The organism is Aestuariibacter sp. A3R04, assembly GCF_018860805.1.
Lineage (GTDB): Bacteria > Pseudomonadota > Gammaproteobacteria > Enterobacterales > Alteromonadaceae > Alteromonas.
Map to the genome: position 1 here is coordinate 54,017 of NZ_JAHKQR010000011.1, position 19,857 is coordinate 73,873.

At 49.4% G+C, this 19,857-nt stretch carries 16 protein-coding genes; 4 read left to right on the forward strand and 12 right to left on the reverse strand.

What is annotated here, in order from left to right:
- Positions 1-19 precede the first annotated feature (19 nt).
- From hemW to KO518_RS09595, 4 genes are all read right to left on the reverse strand, one after another.
- On the reverse strand, positions 20-1,159 hold the full coding sequence (gene hemW, locus KO518_RS09580) for a radical SAM family heme chaperone HemW (RefSeq protein ID WP_216025634.1): 1,140 nt from the start codon (positions 1,157-1,159) through the stop codon (positions 20-22).
- Positions 1,152-1,754: an RdgB/HAM1 family non-canonical purine NTP pyrophosphatase gene (gene rdgB, locus KO518_RS09585; RefSeq protein ID WP_216025635.1), complete on the reverse strand. Its 603-nt coding sequence runs from the start codon at positions 1,752-1,754 to the stop codon at positions 1,152-1,154. The genes hemW and rdgB overlap by 8 nt, the downstream gene beginning before the upstream one ends.
- Before the next feature lie 9 nt (positions 1,755-1,763).
- A complete protein-coding gene (gene srmB / locus KO518_RS09590) occupies positions 1,764-2,975 on the reverse strand; it encodes an ATP-dependent RNA helicase SrmB (RefSeq protein WP_216025636.1) in 1,212 nt (403 codons plus the stop codon).
- Between the two features lie 74 nt (positions 2,976-3,049).
- Positions 3,050-4,147: a CCA tRNA nucleotidyltransferase gene (locus KO518_RS09595; protein WP_216025637.1), complete on the reverse strand. Its 1,098-nt coding sequence runs from the start codon at positions 4,145-4,147 to the stop codon at positions 3,050-3,052.
- A gap of 134 nt (positions 4,148-4,281) precedes the next feature.
- Here KO518_RS09595 and KO518_RS09600 point away from each other — a divergent pair, with 134 nt between their 5' ends.
- Both KO518_RS09600 and KO518_RS09605 read left to right on the forward strand, forming a co-directional pair.
- On the forward strand, positions 4,282-5,193 hold the full coding sequence (locus tag KO518_RS09600; RefSeq protein WP_216025638.1) for an ExeA family protein: 912 nt from the start codon (positions 4,282-4,284) through the stop codon (positions 5,191-5,193).
- Entirely contained in the window at positions 5,186-6,280 is a 1,095-nt protein-coding gene (locus tag KO518_RS09605; RefSeq protein WP_216025639.1) for a general secretion pathway protein GspB, read from the forward strand. Before KO518_RS09600 ends, KO518_RS09605 begins: the two co-directional genes overlap by 8 nt.
- Before the next feature lie 62 nt (positions 6,281-6,342).
- On the opposite strand, the gene leuD is transcribed toward KO518_RS09605, so the two are convergent.
- The 8 genes from leuD to mutS all read right to left on the reverse strand — a co-directional run bounded on the left by leuD (position 6,343) and on the right by mutS (position 17,803).
- Entirely contained in the window at positions 6,343-6,945 is a 603-nt protein-coding gene (gene leuD / locus KO518_RS09610) for a 3-isopropylmalate dehydratase small subunit (RefSeq protein ID WP_216025640.1), read from the reverse strand.
- Positions 6,946-6,948: 3 nt separating this feature from the next.
- Positions 6,949-8,346 carry a 3-isopropylmalate dehydratase large subunit gene (gene leuC / locus KO518_RS09615; protein ID WP_216025641.1) on the reverse strand — a complete coding sequence of 466 codons (1,398 nt, stop codon included), beginning with the start codon at positions 8,344-8,346 and terminating at the stop codon, positions 6,949-6,951.
- A 9-nt stretch (positions 8,347-8,355) separates the two neighbouring features.
- The gene (gene leuB / locus KO518_RS09620) at positions 8,356-9,453 is read right to left on the reverse strand and encodes a 3-isopropylmalate dehydrogenase (protein ID WP_216025642.1); all 1,098 of its coding nucleotides are present in this window, start codon (positions 9,451-9,453) and stop codon (positions 8,356-8,358) included.
- Positions 9,454-11,013 (reverse strand): 2-isopropylmalate synthase, encoded by a 1,560-nt coding sequence (gene leuA, locus KO518_RS09625; RefSeq protein ID WP_216025643.1) that lies wholly within the window; start codon positions 11,011-11,013, stop codon positions 9,454-9,456.
- 249 nt (positions 11,014-11,262) lie between these two features.
- Positions 11,263-11,940: a hypothetical protein gene (locus tag KO518_RS09630; RefSeq protein WP_216025644.1), complete on the reverse strand. Its 678-nt coding sequence runs from the start codon at positions 11,938-11,940 to the stop codon at positions 11,263-11,265.
- A 79-nt stretch (positions 11,941-12,019) separates the two neighbouring features.
- Positions 12,020-13,312 carry a phosphopyruvate hydratase gene (gene eno / locus KO518_RS09635; RefSeq protein ID WP_216025645.1) on the reverse strand — a complete coding sequence of 431 codons (1,293 nt, stop codon included), beginning with the start codon at positions 13,310-13,312 and terminating at the stop codon, positions 12,020-12,022.
- Positions 13,313-13,369: 57 nt separating this feature from the next.
- On the reverse strand, positions 13,370-15,001 hold the full coding sequence (locus tag KO518_RS09640) for a CTP synthase (protein ID WP_216025646.1): 1,632 nt from the start codon (positions 14,999-15,001) through the stop codon (positions 13,370-13,372).
- 237 nt (positions 15,002-15,238) lie between these two features.
- On the reverse strand, positions 15,239-17,803 hold the full coding sequence (mutS, locus tag KO518_RS09645) for a DNA mismatch repair protein MutS (RefSeq protein WP_216026858.1): 2,565 nt from the start codon (positions 17,801-17,803) through the stop codon (positions 15,239-15,241).
- A 214-nt stretch (positions 17,804-18,017) separates the two neighbouring features.
- Here mutS and KO518_RS09650 point away from each other — a divergent pair, with 214 nt between their 5' ends.
- Both KO518_RS09650 and recA read left to right on the forward strand, forming a co-directional pair.
- A complete protein-coding gene (locus KO518_RS09650; RefSeq protein ID WP_216025647.1) occupies positions 18,018-18,539 on the forward strand; it encodes a CinA family protein in 522 nt (173 codons plus the stop codon).
- A 224-nt stretch (positions 18,540-18,763) separates the two neighbouring features.
- Positions 18,764-19,801 (forward strand): recombinase RecA, encoded by a 1,038-nt coding sequence (recA, locus tag KO518_RS09655; RefSeq protein WP_216026859.1) that lies wholly within the window; start codon positions 18,764-18,766, stop codon positions 19,799-19,801.
- The last annotated feature ends 56 nt before the right edge of the window (positions 19,802-19,857 follow it).

The following is a 19,857-nucleotide window of genomic DNA, read 5'->3' on the forward strand; positions in this document are numbered from 1 at the left end:
GCCCTGCTTCCGATTGCGTCTATACAAAAGCCGAGAGCAAGGTATTCAGATAGCGTCGGCCTGTGTTGGTAACCTGCCAGTTTTTTTCGTCCTCGGTTAACAAGCCGGTGTTTACGGCCTTTGCCAGTTCTTCACGCTGTGCATTGGTGAGGATTGTACCTGTATAGTCCTCGAAGGTGTGTTTCGGACATGGTTCCACCAGTCGAAATCTATTCATAAAAAACTCAAACGCCAGATCATCTTCTGCAACTAGGGTGCTGGTATCGAGGTAGGGGCGGGCTATATCCATATAACCTCGAGGGTGTTTGACTTTCACTGTACGGGTAACGGTATTGTCTTGAACTTGAGTTATTTTGCCGTGAGCACCACAACCAATGCCCAAATAGTCTCCAAATCGCCAGTAATTCAAGTTGTGTTGGCATTCAAAGCCAGGCTTGCTATAGCCGGATACTTCATACTGCCGGTATCCCGCTTGTTCCAGTAAGGCGTGTCCCTTAGCCTGAATATCCCAAAGAATGTCGTCGTCCGGCAGTTCTGGCGGGCGGGAATAAAATGGCGTATTAGGTTCAATAGTGAGTTGATACCACGATAGGTGTGCTGGGTTATGGGCGAGCCCGGTTTGTAAATCCTCCAGGGCGTTGGCAAGCGTCTGGGCGGGTAACCCGTGCATTAAATCTATATTGAAGCTGTTGAGGGGAGCTGCATTGGCAAGCGCGATGGCGTACTGGGCCTGTTGAGAGTCGTGAATGCGTCCCAAGGCCTGTAAGTGGGTGTCCTGAAAACTCTGAATGCCCATAGAAATGCGATTCACACCGGCTTCTGCATAACCGTCAAAACGATTGGCTTCTACGGTACCTGGGTTGGCTTCGAGCGTAATTTCAGCGTTTTTCGCTACATTAACAATCTGTTTTACGCCTTTTAACAGGTTCCCGATTCCACTGGCTGAAAACAAGCTTGGTGTACCACCACCAATAAAGATTGTTGTTATTTCCCGTCCGTTGACCAAGGCGGCATCCTGGCGTAAGTCATCCAGAAGATGGGACGTATATTCTTGTTCTGGCAGTTCGGATTTCAAACCGTGAGAGTTAAAGTCACAGTATGGACATTTCTGCACACACCAGGGAATGTGGATGTATAGTCCCAAAGGCGGATTACGCAAAGGTCTGTCTCATTTTTTCCAGCAAAAAGGTCATGGCCTGACCCCGGTGACTAATGGCGTTTTTCACCTGTCTGTCGAGCTCTGCAGCAGTGCAATGGTGGGACGGCACGTGAAAAACAGGATCATACCCGAAACCGCCAGTACCGGAAACCTCGTGGGCAATGGTTCCATGCCAGTAGCCTTCGCTGATAAGCGGAACCGGGTCGTCCTTATGGCGCATAAACACCAACATACAGAAGAAATGGGCACGGCGATCCTGATTGTTTGACAGCGTCGTGAGTAGCTTTTGAACATTGTCTGTATCGAGCGCATCTTCACCCGCGTAGCGGGCTGAGTATATCCCTGGCGCGCCGCCCAATGCATTCACCACCAGGCCAGAATCGTCAGCAATGGCAGGCAAGCCGGTTTCCCGGGCGGCATGACGGGCTTTGATGATAGCATTTTCAACAAACGTTGTGCCGGTTTCCGGCACCTCTGTCACCCCGAGTTCTTTTTGAGGAATAACGGTAACATTGCGTTCTGAAAACAACCGGGTAAATTCTTTTACTTTGCCTGCGTTACCTGAAGCGAGTACGATTTTTTCGGGAAAGGTCATAAACATTCCTTAGCGTGTTTTCTTACTTTTCTTCTTTGTGGTTGCAGACTTTTTTTTCTTTTTAGCTGTCGTTGATGGTGCTTTGTGCTGCGGTCGTAACCCCTTGATATAACGAGCCTTTAGAGGCTCGCCTGTATAACGCTCTACTTTGCCCAGCACGTCAAAATCGTGAGCCTCAACCAGGGATATTGCCGTTCCTTTTGCGCCCGCACGGCCGGTGCGGCCAATACGGTGTACGTAAATGTCGGCTTTGCGGGGCATGTCGAAGTTGATAACGTGGCTCACGTTGGGAACATCAATGCCCCTGGCCGCAACGTCAGTGGCCAGTAACACAGGAACCTCTCCGGATTTAAAGCGCGCCAAAGCGGAGTTTCGCTTGTCTTGAGGCATCTCACCCTGAAGCCAGCAAACGTCAACGTGCTCAGAGAGTAATTTGTCTTTTAGCGCCTGTAACCGCTCGCGGGTTTTCACAAACACCACTGCGTTGGTAATGTCGTTTTTCAGGATGTGAATCAACATGGCTTCTTTGTGCGCCATGTCATCAGCGAGGTGGTACCACTGGTGTGTTTTGGCTTTTTCCTTGCGGGACGGGTTGGCTTCGACAACTTCGGGGTCTTGCAACAGGTCGCGGGCGAAATTTCTCACACCAACGCCTTCCAGCGTGGCAGAAAACAACATGTTTTGTTTTCTCCACCGCGCTTCTGCAGCAATCTGACCAACAATGCCGCCGAAACCCATGTCGAGCATCCGGTCTGCTTCATCGAGGATAAGGCATTCGATATCCCGGCAATCGGCAGATTCTTTTTCGATATGTTCGAAAAGTCGCCCTGGTGTGGCTACTAAAATGTCTAGATTCTGACTTAAAGTTTCTCTATCGGTGCCGTAATTTATTCCACCGGTAATAACGCCACATACCAGTTCTGTATGTCGAGTAATTGCCCGGGCCTGTTCATGTACTTGCAGGGCAAGTTCACGGGTAGGAGTAAGAATGAGAACGCGCGTTGCGCCGGGCTCCTGACGGGGAAAGTCCAAAAGATACTGGCAGGCAGGCAGTAAAAACGCGGCTGTTTTGCCCGTGCCGGTAGGCGCAGAGGCCAGGATATCCTTTCCATCCATCGCCGGGGGGATAACAAGAGACTGAATAGACGTGGGTTTACTATAGCCCATATCTGTCACAGCCTGACAAAGGCTGTCATCAAGCTCTAATTCTTCAAACGTCATGGTAAATCACAGTAATCAACACAAAGGGCAAGTATATCATCGCAACATGCTCCTTGGGTATCAGTACGAGGCAATCAGTAAGAGATTTGCTGCCTGATTATAGAATCTCTCGCTGCATCGACGGCTTTCCCCACCTCTGGCCCGCGTAAGCCCCGCTCCACAAACGCCTGAGCATTTACCTTGCGCGCGTCGTCCACCGCCCGCAACACTACTTGGTTAAATTGTTGCTGCTCCTGGGTGTCAGCGGCAATACCAACAACGGTAAGCAGTTGTTCGAAGCGCTCTGGTTTGCGCCAGGCATCGCAACGCTTTAGCACCGGCAGCAAAGATGTGGGAGCTGCTGTATAACGCAACGCCCCGTGATAGCGGGCACATAGGACAGCTAAATCGGAATACTTGTTCGCACACTTCAATCTCGTACACAAGTCGATGATGTTTACGTCAGTAAGAACGATGCCAAGTAGTGCCCATATTTCTTCCGGGGCCGCCTGTGCTGACGTTCCCTGTTCCATGAGAGCGATCAAAGCATCGGTATGTGGCAACCATTCGGAAAACCAGTCTCCAAGTGCGTTGGTCTCAGCTAAAGTGCGAAAAAAGACCCCCGGCCGCCCCTCACTCAGACATTTTTCCGTTTCTTTCCATACTCGCTCCGCCGATAAACACCTGAGCTCGCCACTGTCGGCCATGGCGCGCATGAGTGACAGGGTTTCAGGGGCGATGGTGAAACCGAGATCGGCGTAGCGCGCCGCGAAACGGGCAACCCGAAAAACCCGTAAAGGATCTTCAGAAAAAGCGGGAGATATATGCCTGAGCGTGCGCGCTTTAAGATCTTGTAATCCGTTAAAAGGGTCTGTGAGGGAGCCGTCTTTTGCCTGTGCTATGGCGTTAATGGTCAGATCTCGCCTGATGAGGTCGTCTTCCAGTGAAACATCCGGTGCGGCATAACATTCGAAACCAGTATAGCCTTGCCCGGCTTTGCGCTCGGTTCTGGCAAGGGCGTATTCTTCTTTGGTTTTAGGGTGTAAAAAAACCGGAAAATCCTTACCAACCTGGGTGTAGCCTTTCTCGCGCATAGCTTCGGGTGTAGTGCCCACTACCACCCAATCGCGTTCAGTAACCGGGCGATGCAGCAAGGCATCGCGAACAGCGCCCCCAACAAGATATACTTTCATAGAATTCGTTGCTTAAGTCTTTGTCCTCATTATGCCTTAAATTAGATTTTTTTGGTGTAACCATCGCTTACATTTTGACTTCTTTGGTAGGGGTGGGTAGTTTAGTCGCGGTGAATCGCTAACAATTAAACTGCATGTATCTGAACTATTTTGGATTGACCGACAATCCGTTTTCCATAGCGCCAAATCCCGACTATCTGTACATGAGCCCGAGGCATAAAGAGGCACTGGCTCATTTGACGTTTGGTCTGCAAGAGAGTGGCGGCTTTGTCATGCTTACCGGTGAAGTGGGAACGGGAAAAACCACTGTGTCGAGAAAGCTGCTTCAGCAGCTACCTGACAACACGCAGGTGGCCATGATTTTAAATCCAACGTTATCTGCGCTGGAGTTGCTTGCCACTGTCTGTGATGAACTCGGCATTGCCTACGAAGAAGATAAGGCAAGCCTCAAGTACTTTACGGACAAAATTCTGGCCAAGCTCGCAGACAATCATCAAAAAGGTACCAACACGGTGCTGATGATTGATGAAGCGCAGCACCTTATGCCCGAAGTACTAGAACAGCTTCGCTTGCTGACAAACTTAGAGACTAACCGTGAGAAACTCCTCAAAGTTGTTCTCATTGGGCAACCGGAACTCCAGCAACTTCTCAAACGCAACGAATTGCGACAATTGGCTCAGCGTATCACTGCGCGCTATCACCTGTTGCCCCTTACCGTGCCCGAAGTGTCTGCCTATGTGGCACACCGGCTGAGTGTTGCCAACGGCGATACTAGTATTTTCAGTCAGTCTGCTTTAAAAGCGATACACCAAATAACCGGAGGGATTCCCAGGGTTATTAATTTGTTGTGCGACAGAGCACTAACCCTTTCGTTTACCAAGCAACATGCGGTGGTGAAAAAACCTATTTTCCTGGCAGCGGCAGAACAAATACTCGGTGAGGATGTGGTCGCTCAGCGCATACAGCACCAGAAAAAATGGTATATGGTGGCGGCCTTTGTAGTGGCATTACTGGTGGGGTTTGGGCTAGGGAGACTTTATGTCTGACAAGATAGATATTACCGATCTAAAACCCGGTATGGTGATCGTGAAAATTACCAAGCAAAACGGTCCAGTAAAAATTCGCAAATCCGGGTTGGTTACCAGCGAGGCTATGGTTCAGGGGTTGGCAGAAATGGGTGTGTTGGAAATTGAAGTTGATCATGCTCAAACTGTAGAAATCGATACTCAAAAACACCACCGCACTGAAACTCAGGCCTTGATCCGAGGGGAAAGAGATACGACTGCTGCGTCATTGGATCGCAATATATCAGACCAGTTTAATCGTAGTCTGTTTTTGCCTACCGTGCAGGGCTTGCCTTCTATGTGGAAAGTGTACGCGAAACAGGGCATGTCTTTTGCCACCGTAGTTTTATTTGGCCTGGCCCTTGGCTTTGGGGTTGGTAGCTTTCCGCACTGGTGGCAGTCTTTGGGGCAGGTTTCCATTACTGTTGCAGAACGATCTGCCGACAACACTGTTGGGGAAAATCCTAAACCAGTCACTGACAAGGTTGATACGGTTTCGTCACAAGAGGCGGTGGCACGACAGGCGTCATCGTTAAAGGATCCCCCCCCTCAAGCACCGGTAAATTCAGCTTCTGAAGATACGCCAAACACTGTCGAACAAGGCCTTGTCGCTGAGTCTCGGGAAACGTCAAAACCCCAGGAGGAGATAAACAGTCGCCCACCGGGACTGGACAGTGTTGAAGAACCGGAAGGTGAGATCATTAACGCGCCACCCCAAAACAAGGGCGATGTATCGCCGGAACTGCTAGCGCGTTTTAATCAGGCTCTCGAAGAACTTGATAACAAGGCAACTGAATTTCAACCTAAGCCTCAGGTAGTGGTGAGGGATGATTTACCCAGAGTCGATCAACTTCCCGTGCGCATGCTTACCCGTCTGCCAAGCATGGCATTCAATGCGCATATGTATGCAAGCAGACCGTCTGATCGTTGGGTGCGGGTAAATGGTGTTCAGCTTAGTGAGGGAGACTGGATAAACGACGAGGTACAGATTGTCAAAATTGAAGCGCAGCGGGTTATTTTGAATTTTGAAGGCAAGAATTTTTCCATGGCAGCGCTTACTGACTGGTAGATATTCATAAAAAAGGCGATGTTACACATCGCCTTTTTTGTCAAATGAATCAAAGGATTGGATTACAGCCAGGCCGGCTGTTGACTCTCGTAGCCTTCAATGGCCTGGTTGAGCTCTAAAGTCTGACCTATGGCGTCGAGCCCCTTGATAAGGTTGTTTTTGTGATGTGCCAGAATATCAAAGTGAAACACTTCATTTCCCGCGCTAACAGTTTGCGCGGGCAAATCAACCACGATATCCAGTGATGGTGTGGCTTTTACTAAGGCAAACAGCGTATCCATTTGGGCACTGCTCAGTGCAACGGGAACGAGTTGGTTATTTATGCAATTGCCGTAAAAGATATCCGCAAAAGACGTGGCAATAACTACATCAAATCCATAGTCTGCCAGTGCCCATGGGGCGTGTTCACGGCTTGAACCACATCCAAAATTTTCTCTGGAGAGCAGAATGGAAGCACCCTGGTGCTCGGGTTTGTTCATCACAAATTCCGGGTTGGGTTCTTTTTCGTGCAGATCCAGATATCGCCAATCGTGGAACAAGTGTTTGCCGTAGCCGGCGCGAGTTACACCGGTTAAAAACTGCTTTGGGATTATTTGATCAGTGTCTACGTTGGCTTGATCCAATGGACAGGCTCGACCAGTGTGTACCGTAAAACCTTGACTCATGACTTACTCCTGAAATTCTCTCACATCGGCGAAACGGCCAGTTATCGCCGCTGCTGCAGCCATAGCCGGGCTTACTAAGTGCGTGCGGGCACCGCGACCTTGGCGGCCTTCGAAGTTTCTGTTACTGGTTGATGCACAACGGTCACCAGCTTGCAGAATGTCATCATTCATGCCAAGGCACATTGAGCAACCAGGTAAACGCCATTCAAACCCAGCATCAGTAAAGATTTTATCCAGGCCTTCTTCTTCTGCCTGACGTTTTACCTGGCCTGAGCCTGGCACCACTATAGCGGTAACATCACCGGATACCTTGCCTTGTTTGGCAATAAACGCTGCCGCACGTAAATCTTCAATACGCCCGTTTGTACAGGATCCGATAAACACGTGACTGACGGGGAGATCACTGAGTTTTTCACCTGATTTTAACCCCATGTAAGCCAGTGCTTTGACTGCACTTTCTTTTTCAACAGTATCGCTGAAATCATCCGGAGACGGCACGGGTACATCGACACCAATTACCTGTCCGGGATTCGTACCCCAGGTCACCTGTGGCGCAATATCTGCAGCTTCTAATTCTACTACAGTGTCGAAGTTTGCTCCGTCGTCACTGTACAGCGTTTTCCAGTAGGCTACTGCATCATTCCAGTGCTCGGAAGGGGTGTATTCGCGGCCTTTAAGGTAGGCAAAAGTGGTTTCATCCGGCGCTACCATCCCGGCTTTTGCACCTGCTTCAATACTCATGTTGCAGATGGTCATACGCTCTTCCATTGACAATGCGCGAATAGCTTCGCCAGCATACTCAATGACATAACCGGTTGCGCCTGCGTGTCCAATTTTGCCAATGATGGCCAGAATAATGTCTTTCGCAGTAATACCCACAGGCAATGAGCCATTTACGTTAATAAGCATGCTTTTGGCTTTACTCTGTTTTAACGTTTGGGTTGCCAGAACGTGTTCTACCTGTGATGTGCCAATTCCAAAGGCGAGGGCGCCGAAAGCGCCATGAGTAGCGGTGTGGGAATCTCCGCACACCACAGTCATACCCGGTTGAATAAGGCCGAGCTCCGGGCCCATGACGTGAACGATACCTTGTTTTTGGTGGCCCACGGGATACAGCGTGATGCCGTTTTCTTCACAGTTTGTTGCAAGAGTTTGGAGTTGCAACGCATTGGCAGGGCCACAAGCATCAATGGCCAGAGAGCGTGTAGAAATACTGTGATCCATCGTGCCAAACGTGCGGTCAGGACGACGCACCTTGCGGTGTTTATCCTTTAGACCAGCAAAAGCTTGTGGTGATGTGACTTCGTGGATCAGGTGCCGATCGATATACAATAAGCTGTCATCACCAATCTGATCGACAATATGTGCCTCCCAGACTTTGTCGTATAAGGTCTTGGCCATGGGATTTTTTTACTCCTGATTCATAATTTGTTTAACTATTTCGTCGCCAACCTGAGAGGTGGTGGATGCGTCGCCGCGTTTGTCCTCAGGTAGCAGTTCCCCTGTTAATACGCCGGCTTCCAGTGTGGCTATCACGGCGCTTTCAATGGCGTCAGCGGCATCCTGTAAATTAAGGCTAAAGCGCAGCATCATTGCTGCAGACAATATCTGGGCAATGGGGTTTGCGATACCTTGCCCGGCGATATCCGGGGCTGAACCGCCGGCAGGTTCATACAGGCCGAAGCCATCTTCGTTCATGCTCGCTGATGCTAGCAGGCCCATAGAGCCGGTCATCATGGCACATTCGTCGGAAATGATGTCGCCGAACAGATTAGAGCAAAGCATCACATCAAATTGTGCAGGATTCTTCATCACCTGCATGGTGGCATTGTCGATGTAGATGTGTTCCAGTTCCACGTCGGGATAGTCTTTCGCTACTTCTTCAGTGACTTCCCGCCACAACCGGCTGCAGACAAGTACGTTGGCTTTGTCCACAGAGGTGACTTTGCCACGGCGTTTTTGAGCAGCCTCAAAAGCAGAAATGGCAATGCGCCGAATTTCCCGTTTAGAATAGCGCATGGTGTCAAAGGCGTACTCTTGTTCACCGTTGCCGTCGCGACCTTTCGGCTGACCGAAGTAAATACCACTCGTTAGCTCGCGAACAACGAGTACATCCACGCCGCTTGCTGCAATGTCAGCGCGAAGGGGAGAAAGCCCCTCAAGGCCAGGATAAATTTTAGCAGGTCTGAGGTTGCTAAATAAGTCAAAGTGACTGCGCAGTGTAAGCAGAGCAGCTCGCTCTGGACGCTTTTCAAGAGGTAGTGCATCCCACTTCGGGCCGCCGATTGAGCCGAACAAAATGGCATCTGAGGCTTCACATCCTTTGAGTGTTTTTGGCGGCAGGGCTTCACCTTCAGTATCAATGGCATAGCCCCCTACAGGATACGCTGTACGGTTGAATGTCACACTAAATTTGCTTTCAATGGCATCCAGTACTTTGTTGGCTTCCTGCATGACTTCCGGACCTATGCCGTCCCCGGCCAGTACGGCAATATTGAATTCGCTCATTTACACTCCTGCTACGCGTTCTTGTTGATTCTTTTGCTGATCGATTTGGTCAGCAACATGGGTATTGTTAAGTACGAAAATCAGGGCTTTAACACCTGCTTCTACGATATCTGTGGCCAGGCCAATACCGTGGAAGCGGCGGCCTTTGTATTCGGCGATTACGCCAACCTGGGCTAGAGCATCAGCGCCTTCGCCCTTTGAATCGAGTTTGAAGTCTACAACGTCTAAGTCTTGGTGACCCAGAATGGAAATGATAGCGTTAAATGCCGCATCTACCGGGCCATTCCCAATAGCGGTTTGGGTAACGATATCCTCGCCAACTTTCAGCTTAACGGTTGCACTGGGAATAATTTCGCGGCCCGAATTAGCCTGTAAATAGGCCAGCTGATAGTAGGCTTCTTCGTGTTTTTGCTGGTCAAAAAACAACAGCGCTTCCAGGTCGTAATCATACACCTGGCCTTTTTTGTCAGCCAAGGCCAAGAAAGCGCTGTATACCGCTTCTAAATCATAATCCTCTGGCTTGTAACCCAGTTCGGTTAACCGGTGTTTTATTACATGGCGCCCAGAGCGTGAAGTAAGATTCAGGTTGTTTTTGTTTATGCCGACACTTTCCGGGGTCATAATTTCGTAAGTATTTTGCGCCTTTAATACGCCATCTTGGTGAATGCCGGATGAATGGCTAAATGCATTCGCTCCGACGATGGCTTTGTTTGATTGAACCGGCATATTACATAACTGGCTAACCAACTTAGACGTGCGAAAAATTTCACTGGAGTTGATGTTGGTTTGCATCCCCAGCATAGCTTCGCGCGTTTGCAAAATCATCGCGATTTCTTCCAGTGAACAATTGCCTGCCCGTTCGCCAATACCGTTGATCGTGCACTCTACCTGTCTGGCTCCTTGCTCCACGGCAGCCAGGGAGTTGGCCACAGCCAAGCCCAGATCGTTGTGACAGTGCACAGAAATGGTGGCTTTGTCGATATTGGGTACCCGGTTAAACAGATTGCCAATAATGCTGCCGAATTCCGTCGGGGTTGTGTATCCCACCGTGTCTGGAATGTTTACTGTTGTAGCTCCGGCATTGATTGCGGCTTCTACCATTCTACACAGGTAATCGATGTGAGTACGCCCGGCATCTTCACAGGAAAATTCCACATCGTTAGTATATTTTCGGGCGTGTTTAACCGCGGCAACGGCCATATCAACTACTTCATCCTGAGACTTCCTCAACTTGGCGCCTACGTGGATTTCAGAGGTGGCGATGAAGGTGTGAATACGAAATTGTTCCGCTACGCTCAATGCTTTTCCGCAAGCATCAATATCGTTTGGCAAAGCCCGGGACAAACCGCATACCACGCTATTTTTCACTTCTTTTGCGATCATCTGAACAGATTTAAAATCTCCAGGAGAAGACACTGGGAAACCCGCTTCAATGATATCTACGCCCAGCCTTTCGAGAGCCAGGGCGATCTGTAGCTTCTCTTTGGCACTTAAACTGGCGGGCAGTGCCTGCTCGCCGTCGCGCAATGTAGTATCAAAGATTTTTACCTGATTCGTCATGGCAGTGTACTCGTGGTGTATAGTTAAAAAAAAACCCGTGCAGTGCACGGGTTTATGGAGATTCCTATAACTGGATGCAATCTACCCGTGCAGTCTTGCTGCCGTGAGGAGTAGAAAAGTAAGTAGCAAATTATGCATCATTTTAACGTAATTATTGCCGTCCAGTTGATAGGTGACAATGTAACCATCTACGCCACTCAGGTCAACCCCTCATTGCCAGGATAAGCATAAAAAATGGTTATATTTATCCTACGCAGACTGGGACTTAACCGAAGGAAGGACAAACTTTTTCCAGTTAATGGTGGTTGATAGCAATAATTCTCTCAACGTAAGGGAGCGCGGTGATAATTTTCCCTTGTGATTCCAGCGGTGACCGCAGCATGCCGCAGCCATGATGACTTTGGTCGGTTTGATCAATGTCAGTTGGGTTTTGTCATCTGCGCTTAAGCTCACACCATCAAAAGTGAACCAGCCGTATTTGTTGAGGTGCAGTGTTTCGTTGTCAAACTGTACCTTGTCAATGGAGTCTAATTCTATGTGCTCTTCGCCAAAGTGGGCCAGATACACCGGCACAGGGAGGCCGTATCCCGCGTGTTGGGAGAACCATTGGGTGTTGGTGTCGATGTTCCACTTTTTTGCCGGGCATTGGGAAGCCTGTTTGTAACTCCATGACCCATTGTGGCTATCTACCTGCAGTGGTGTTGGGTTTCGCGCTAAATAGTGCGCCGCCCGTTGCACGCGATGCGGTAGGGCCTGCAAGCGTAACTGGAGTGCTGAAATTTGCTTTGTCGTTGTGTGAGACAGTACATGCAACTCTCGTTCGTACAAGGCATTGCAGATTTCAGTGTAAGAGGGACTGTGGTCAGCAGTGCCTGAATCAGCAAAAAAAGTAGTTTGGCTGGAGGAGGCTTCTGGTGGGGACGACATAACGACAAACGATAACTAGAGGTAACTGTAAGGTAGCACTAAAAACAACGGGTAGCCAGCGCTACCCGTTGAGGGATCATTACTGACCTTTGATTTCACTTCGACCGCGGTAAACTGCTTTGTCGCCCAGCGCTTGCTCTATACGCAGCAACTGGTTGTACTTAGCCACACGGTCTGAACGACACAGTGAGCCAGTTTTGATTTGGCCGGCAGCTGTACCAACGGCTAGATCTGCAATGGTCGCGTCTTCTGTTTCACCAGAACGGTGAGAGATAACCGCTGTGAATCCAGCGTCTTTGGCCATTTTGATCGCGTTCAGTGTTTCTGTCAAAGAACCGATTTGGTTGAACTTGATCAGGATAGAATTGCCGATACCATTCTCAATACCGCGGGACAGAATTTTAGTGTTTGTGACGAACAGATCATCACCAACCAGTTGTACTTTATCACCAATCTTTCTGGTCAGGATTTCCCAGCCATCCCAATCGCTTTCGTCCAAGCCGTCTTCAATAGACACAATAGGATACTGGTTGGTCAGCTCTGCCAGGTAGTCGCCAAAGCCTTCTGAATCAAAAGATTTGTCTTCACCTGACAGCACGTACTGGCCGTCTTTGTAGAACTCAGATGCAGCGCAATCAAGGGCCAGGGTGATATCTTCGTTCATCTTGTAGCCGGCTTTTTCCACGGCTTCAACGATAACTGCAAGCGCTTCTGCATTTGAGCTCAGGTTAGGTGCAAAGCCACCTTCGTCACCCACTGCAGTGTTCAGACCTTTTGCAGATAGTACTTTTTTCAGGTTGTGGAAAATCTCCGCACCCATGCGCAAGGCTTCTTTGAAACTCTTGGCACCGACAGGTTGAACCATGAATTCCTGAATGTCTACGTTGTTGTCAGCGTGTTCGCCACCGTTGATGATGTTCATCATAGGTACAGGCATAGAGTACTGACCAGATGTGCCGTTCAGGTCTGCAATGTGCTCGTAAAGTGCTACGCCTTTCTCAATGGCGGCGGCTTTCGCTACAGCAAGAGACACGGCTAAGATCGCGTTTGCACCCAGCTTTTCCTTGTTCTCAGTGCCATCTAATTCAAGCATTTTGTTATCAACGTCGGCTTGCGCCAGTGGATCCATACCAGCCAGGGCAGGGGCGATAACGTCATTTACAGCGGCAACGGCTTTCTCTACACCTTTGCCCATGTAGCGACTTTTATCACCGTCGCGCAGTTCCAGCGCTTCACGAGAACCGGTAGATGCACCAGACGGAGCAGCTGCGCGGCCCATAGCACCGGAATCGAGATAAACGTCCGCTTCCACCGTAGGGTTACCACGGGAGTCCAGGATTTCGCGTCCAACAATGCGAGCAATTTTCGCCATTTTCTTTCCTCAACGTTTGTGTCAGCGGCAACGGGAGAATGCCGCAAACTATTAGAATCAGTGATTTTCTTTCTGATATTTACCGGCAGCTTCTACAAATCCGGTAAACAACGGATGACCGTCTCTGGGTGTAGAGGTAAATTCCGGGTGGAACTGACCGGCTACAAACCAAGGATGGTCTGGGATTTCGATGACTTCTACAAGCCGTTTGTCGGTGGACAAACCACTTACCTTTAATCCAGCCGCTTCGATTTGGTCACGCAGGTTGTTATTAACTTCATAACGGTGGCGGTGGCGCTCGTAGATTTCTTCGCTGCCATAAATGTCGTGAACTTTACTGCCGGGAATTAAATGGCACAACTGGCTGCCTAAGCGCATCGTACCACCTAAGTCAGAAGTGGCATCCCGCTGTGCGGTAGAACCATCTGCGTCGAGCCATTCAGTAATAAGACCCACCACAGGATACGGCGTATCTGAATTGAATTCAGTACTGTTGGCGTTTTCCATGCCAGCAACGTTACGGGCGAATTCAATAAGGGCTACTTGCATGCCGAGGCAAATACCCAAATAGGGCACTTTGTTTTCCCGAGCATAACGGGCAGCAGCAATTTTACCTTCGATACCGCGTTCACCAAAACCACCGGGAACCAAGATGGCATCTAGGTGTTCAAGGATTTGCGTGCCTTTGGTTTCCACATCCTGTGAGTCCACATAATGGATATTCACGGTTAAGCGATTTTTTAAACCTGCGTGCTTTAATGCCTCGTTCACCGATTTGTAGGCATCGGGTAGTTCGACGTATTTTCCTACCATTCCGATGTTAACTTCAGCGGTAGGATTGGATTCTGCGTATAGCACCTGCTCCCATTCTGTCAGATCGGCTTCTTTGCAATCTAAGCGGAAGCGATCGACAACCAGCTGATCCATCCCCTGAGCTTTCAGTGCAGCGGGAATACGATAAATGCTGTCTACGTCTTTTAATGAAATAACGGCTTTATCTGCAACGTTAGTAAACAGCGCAATTTTAGAGCGTTCAGTTGCTGGAAGTGCTCCTACAGAGCGACACACCAGAATATCTGGCTGAATACCAATGGAGCGCAATTCTTTCACCGAATGCTGCGTTGGCTTGGTTTTTACTTCACCGGAGGCGGGCATGTAAGGCACGAGGGTCAGATGCATGAACATGGCGCGATCGCGACCCACTTCTGTACCTAGTTGCCGGATGGCTTCAAGGAAGGGTTGTGACTCGATGTCACCTACGGTTCCTCCCACTTCAACGATGGCAACATCGTGACCTTCAGCACCGTCAATAACACGGCGTTTAATTTCGTTGGTGATATGAGGGATAACCTGAATAGTGGCACCGAGGTAGTCACCCCGACGCTCTCTACGCAATACTTCTTCGTACACCCGTCCGGTGGTGAAGTTATTGCGTTTTGTCATACGGGTGCGTATGAATCGCTCGTAGTGACCCAGATCCAGATCGGTTTCCGCTCCATCGTCTGTGACAAATACTTCCCCGTGTTGGATTGGACTCATAGTACCAGGATCGACATTGATGTATGGATCCAGTTTTAACATCGTTACGGTGAGACCACGCGCTTCGAGAATGGCTGCCAACGAAGCGGCAGCAATACCTTTACCTAGCGATGATACGACACCACCGGTGACGAAAATATAGTTTGTCATGCGAAACCTAAGGCGTTGGATTGTATGGCTAATGTGTTGAGAGAGACAGAAAATAACCTCAACACTGGGACGGCGCAGTAGTATAGCGAAAGAACGACAGGCAAACAATCTGTTTGCCTGTCGTTCTTTCGCTTTCACCACACCCCGTTGAATTCACTTCAATTCTCGCTGGCGCCGCGGCACCGATGAGCCGTCGCATTTCCTTCTACAACAGTAGATTTACGCGCTTCGCGGCAACTAAGTCTTACTCAGACGCTTAAGGGTGTAAATCAAATCCAGAGCCTGTCTGGGGGATAGTTCATCCGGTGATAAATTGCGCAATGTCTCTCGTAGTGGGTCTGGCATATCAGTGAATGTCATTTCAGACTGGCCTTGAGGAGCAAGGGGGGGATGAGAAGCGGGAGTGATACTTCTATCTGTTGCTGGCACATCTCGCTCGCGGTTTTCCAATTCTTTGAGCTTGGTTTTTGCTGCGTGGATGACGGGGCGAGGCACCCCTGCAAGTTGCGCTACCTGTAATCCATAGCTTTTGCTTGCGGCCCCTGCTTCTACACGATGCATGAAGCGAATGCTATCGTCGTGTTCAACGGCATCTAAATGCACGTTAATCACCCCATCTTCTGTGTCGGCTAATTGAGTAAGTTCAAAGTAATGAGTGGCAAAAAGCGTATAGGCATTGATCTCCCTGGCGAGAAAACAGGCGCAGGACCAAGCTAACGACAATCCATCGTACGTACTGGTTCCACGGCCAATTTCATCCATTAAGACCAGTGAATATTCGGTGGCATTGTGCAAGATGTTAGCCGTTTCTGTCATCTCAACCATAAAGGTAGAGCGACCGGAGGCGAGATCGTCGGAAGCGCCAATACGGGTGAATATTCTGTCAACCCGGCCTATACGCGCAGCTTCTGCCGGAACATAGCTACCCAGGTAAGCCATAAGTACAATGAGGGCGGTTTGACGCATATACGTTGATTTACCACCCATATTGGGGCCAGTGATAACCAGCATTCGCTGGCTGGAACTAAGTTGAACTGGATTGGCAATAAATGGGTCATCCATCACGTGCTCTACTACCAGATGTCGCCCGGCGTTATAGTCAATTTCTTTCCCGTTGGTTAACGTGGGACAATGCAAATCCAGTGCGACAGCGCGCTCGGCAAAACATTGCATAACATCCAGTTTAGCGAGGCTTTCAGCCGTGTTAATAAGGGCGCTTAAGTGCGGTGCGAAGGCGTCGAATAAGGATTCGTAAAGCTGTTTTTCCAGCGCCAGTGCGCGGCTTTGACTGGTGAGTACTTTGTCTTCGTGTTCTTTGAGTTCCGGGGTAATGTAGCGCTCGGTATTCTTCAAGGTTTGTCTTCGAATATAATCGGCCGGTGCGCAGGCACTGTTTGCGCGACTCAATTCAATGAAAAAACCATGTACCTTGTTATAGCCCACTTTCAGGGTTGATACACCGGTGCGCTCTCGTTCCCGCAGCTCCAGTGCAGTGAGATAGTCTGTCGCACCCTGAGACAATGCGCGCAGCTCATCGAGTTCCTCGTTAAATCCTTCGGCAATGACACCGCCGTCACGGATCACGACGGGTGGGTTATCAACAATGGCGTCATTGAGTAGGTGTTGCAGGTCGGGATACTCACCGATACCCGCAGCGATACTATTGAGTAGTGCGTTGTCATGACCGGCCAATACGTTTAATAAGTCCGGTAATTCGTTGAACGCATTGCGCAATCTGGAGAAGTCCCGCGGACGGGCTGAGCGCAGAGCAATTCTCGCCATAATACGCTCAATGTCACCAATGCGCTTGAGTGCTTCGGCAATGTCGTCGTGGCCTTTTTCTATAAGCGATGCGACGGCACTTTGCCGGGCATTGAGTTCATAGTGGTCGGTAATAGGTGCGTGCAGATAGCGCTGTAGTAACCGACTTCCCATGGCTGTTGCCGTGGTGTCGAGTACGCTGAACAGGGTATTGTCGATACCGCCGGACAAATTCTGTGTGAGTTCTAGATTGCGCCGGGTCGCCGCATCTAGTTGAATGCGGGTCTCCTGCTGTTCTTTGTGGATGCTGCGAATGTGGGGCAATGCGGTGCGCTGGGTGTCTTTTACGTACTGAAGTACACACCCGGCTGCGCCGACGGCTTTGTCCAGCCCGTCTATGCCGAACCCCCCCAATGATGCTGTGCCGAATTGCAAAGTGAGTTGTTCAATGGCGCCTTGCGGATCAAATTCCCATTCGGGCCGTCGGCGCAAACCCTTGCGTTTTTCAATAAGCGGGAGGCTGTCAAACCCTTCGGGATAGAGCAACTCCGCAGGGTTAAGGCGCTGCAACTCTGCCAGTAGATGTTCGTCGCTTTCGCATTCCAGTACCAAAAAACGGCCGCTGCTAATATCAAGCGTTGCCAGTCCGTATTGCATACTGTGACCACACACTGCGGCGAGCAAATTGTCGCGGCGATCTTCCAACAGCGCTTCATCGGTAACGGTTCCCGGAGTTACAATACGCTGTACTTGTCGTTCTACGGGTCCCTTGCTGGTGGCAGGGTCGCCAACTTGTTCGCATATGGCCACGGATTCGCCCATTTTTACCAGCCGCGCGAGGTAACTTTCTACGGCGTGATAAGGAACGCCGGCCATGGGTATTGGCTCTCCGCCAGATTTGCCCCTGGCAGTAAGCGAAATGTCTAAAAGCTGGGCTGCCTTTTTGGCATCGTCATAAAACAGCTCATAAAAGTCGCCCATGCGGTAAAAAAGCAAAATTGACGGGTGTTGCGCTTTTATGGCCAGATATTGGCGCATCATGGGCGTATGTGATTCCAAGAAAACCTCTTTGATGTTCGTTGCGATTGCGTGCGCGTTAGCAAATGCTTGACTCAGGTCAGCATTTTCCCGCGATAACACTTTTTTTTTCGGTACAATACTCTGGCCTATAGCACAGAAGAGTAGTTTCAAACCGCACTGGTTAACCGGTAAGAAATGTTACACTGCATTATAATCTCAGGTGAGTATTATTGATATGAACGAAGATATTTCAACTGTTTCCGGGGACGGATTATTACAAGCACAAATTTTAGCCCTGGGGGAGGCGTTACGGCAACACCGTGCCACTGTGTCCTGCGCTGAATCTTGTACTGGTGGGGGAATCGCTTTTGCTTTTACCTCAGTGGCGGGCAGTTCAGACTGGTTTAATCAGTCCTGGGTGACTTATTCCAACGAAGCCAAACAGACCCAGTTGGGAGTCAAAGCCTCCACACTGGCTGCCTACGGCGCCGTATCAGAGCAAACAGTACGGGAAATGGTTGCCGGCGTGACAACGCGCTCCGGCGCGCAAATAGGTATTTCTGTTAGTGGCATTGCCGGTCCGGGGGGCGGCTCACAGGAGAAGCCCGTCGGTACCGTATGGTTTGGTTTTGCTGTTTTTTCAGAGACGCTGGCGATAAAGCGGGTGTTTGATGGCGACAGATGTGCGGTCAGGCATCAGGCGATTTCCTTTGCCATAGATTTTCTGTACCAACGACTGGTTGCACATCAGGCATAAATCATTCACATTGAACAGTACAAAAGGAGTTGTGATTAGCCATTAGCCCATGGGCAAACAGGAAAAACACAAAATACACTTGACTGTATACCTATACAGTATAAAATGCCCCCAACAGTATTTTAAAACGCTTGGTAAATAAACCCGTTGTACGTGTCACGAATAATGTGCACATGTGTACTCAGGTTTGTAACATGAGCAGTCATTATCTTGAGGATAATATCGTGGACGACAACAGATCAAAAGCACTTTCCGCCGCCGTAGGGCAAATTGAAAAACAATTTGGTAAAGGTGCCATTATGCGTCTGGGCGACAACCAGGCAATGGATATTGAAGCGATTTCGACGGGCTCACTGAGCATAGACGTTGCATTGGGTATAGGTGGCTTGCCCTGCGGACGTGTTGTCGAAATCTATGGCCCTGAATCGTCGGGTAAAACCACGCTTACGTTACAAGTGATTGCTTCTGCACAGAAAAAGGGTAAAACTTGTGCATTCGTCGATGCGGAACACGCTCTTGACCCAGTATATGCAGAGAAGCTGGGTGTAAACATCGATGATTTGTTGGTTTCTCAACCAGACACAGGTGAGCAGGCTCTTGAAATCTGTGACATGCTGGTACGTTCGGGGGCTGTTGATGTGGTTATTGTTGACTCGGTAGCTGCCCTTACGCCGAAAGCGGAAATTGAAGGTGAGATGGGGGATTCTCACGTTGGTTTACAGGCGCGTTTAATGTCTCAGGCATTGCGTAAACTCACAGCAAATATAAAGAAATCGAATACACTTTGTATTTTCATCAATCAGATTCGAATGAAGATCGGTGTGATGTTTGGTAACCCGGAAACCACAACGGGCGGTAATGCACTTAAGTTCTACGCTTCTGTTCGTTTGGATATTCGTCGCATAGGAGCCGTGAAAGAAGGCGATGAAGTCGTGGGCAATGAAACTCGTGTGAAGGTCGTTAAGAATAAAGTCGCTCCGCCGTTTAAACAAGCAGAATTCATGATCCGTTACGGTGAGGGCATCAGCAAAGAAGCTGAATTGATAGACTTAGGCGTGAAGCAAAAATTGGTTGATAAAGCTGGCGCGTGGTACAGCTACAACGGCGATCGCATCGGCCAGGGTAAAGCTAACGTGATGAAGTTTCTCAAAGAAAACCCGGATATTGCCGACGATATTGAAACAAAGTTGCGAGCTGAGTTATTACTGAGTAAATCCGTAAAAGCGGAAAATACACAGGACGAATCTGAAGAAACCTTATAATTGATAGCAGATAAAACACAGCACAGTGATATGACGCCCGCTAGATGATTTTCTGC

Bases quoted from the DNA above. Each gene is read 5' to 3' on its own strand.
- rdgB (WP_216025635.1), bottom strand. From the start codon at position 1,754: ATGACCTTTCCCGAAAAAATCGTACTCGCTTCAGGTAACGCAGGCAAA.
- srmB (WP_216025636.1), bottom strand. From the start codon at position 2,975: ATGACGTTTGAAGAATTAGAGCTTGATGACAGCCTTTGTCAGGCTGTG.
- KO518_RS09595 (WP_216025637.1), bottom strand. From the start codon at position 4,147: ATGAAAGTATATCTTGTTGGGGGCGCTGTTCGCGATGCCTTGCTGCAT.
- KO518_RS09600 (WP_216025638.1), top strand. From the start codon at position 4,282: ATGTATCTGAACTATTTTGGATTGACCGACAATCCGTTTTCCATAGCG.
- KO518_RS09605 (WP_216025639.1), top strand. From the start codon at position 5,186: ATGTCTGACAAGATAGATATTACCGATCTAAAACCCGGTATGGTGATC.
- leuD (WP_216025640.1), bottom strand. From the start codon at position 6,945: ATGAGTCAAGGTTTTACGGTACACACTGGTCGAGCCTGTCCATTGGAT.
- leuC (WP_216025641.1), bottom strand. From the start codon at position 8,346: ATGGCCAAGACCTTATACGACAAAGTCTGGGAGGCACATATTGTCGAT.
- leuB (WP_216025642.1), bottom strand. From the start codon at position 9,453: ATGAGCGAATTCAATATTGCCGTACTGGCCGGGGACGGCATAGGTCCG.
- leuA (WP_216025643.1), bottom strand. From the start codon at position 11,013: ATGACGAATCAGGTAAAAATCTTTGATACTACATTGCGCGACGGCGAG.
- KO518_RS09630 (WP_216025644.1), bottom strand. From the start codon at position 11,940: ATGTCGTCCCCACCAGAAGCCTCCTCCAGCCAAACTACTTTTTTTGCT.
- eno (WP_216025645.1), bottom strand. From the start codon at position 13,312: ATGGCGAAAATTGCTCGCATTGTTGGACGCGAAATCCTGGACTCCCGT.
- KO518_RS09640 (WP_216025646.1), bottom strand. From the start codon at position 15,001: ATGACAAACTATATTTTCGTCACCGGTGGTGTCGTATCATCGCTAGGT.
- mutS (WP_216026858.1), bottom strand. From the start codon at position 17,803: ATGATGCGCCAATATCTGGCCATAAAAGCGCAACACCCGTCAATTTTG.
- KO518_RS09650 (WP_216025647.1), top strand. From the start codon at position 18,018: ATGAACGAAGATATTTCAACTGTTTCCGGGGACGGATTATTACAAGCA.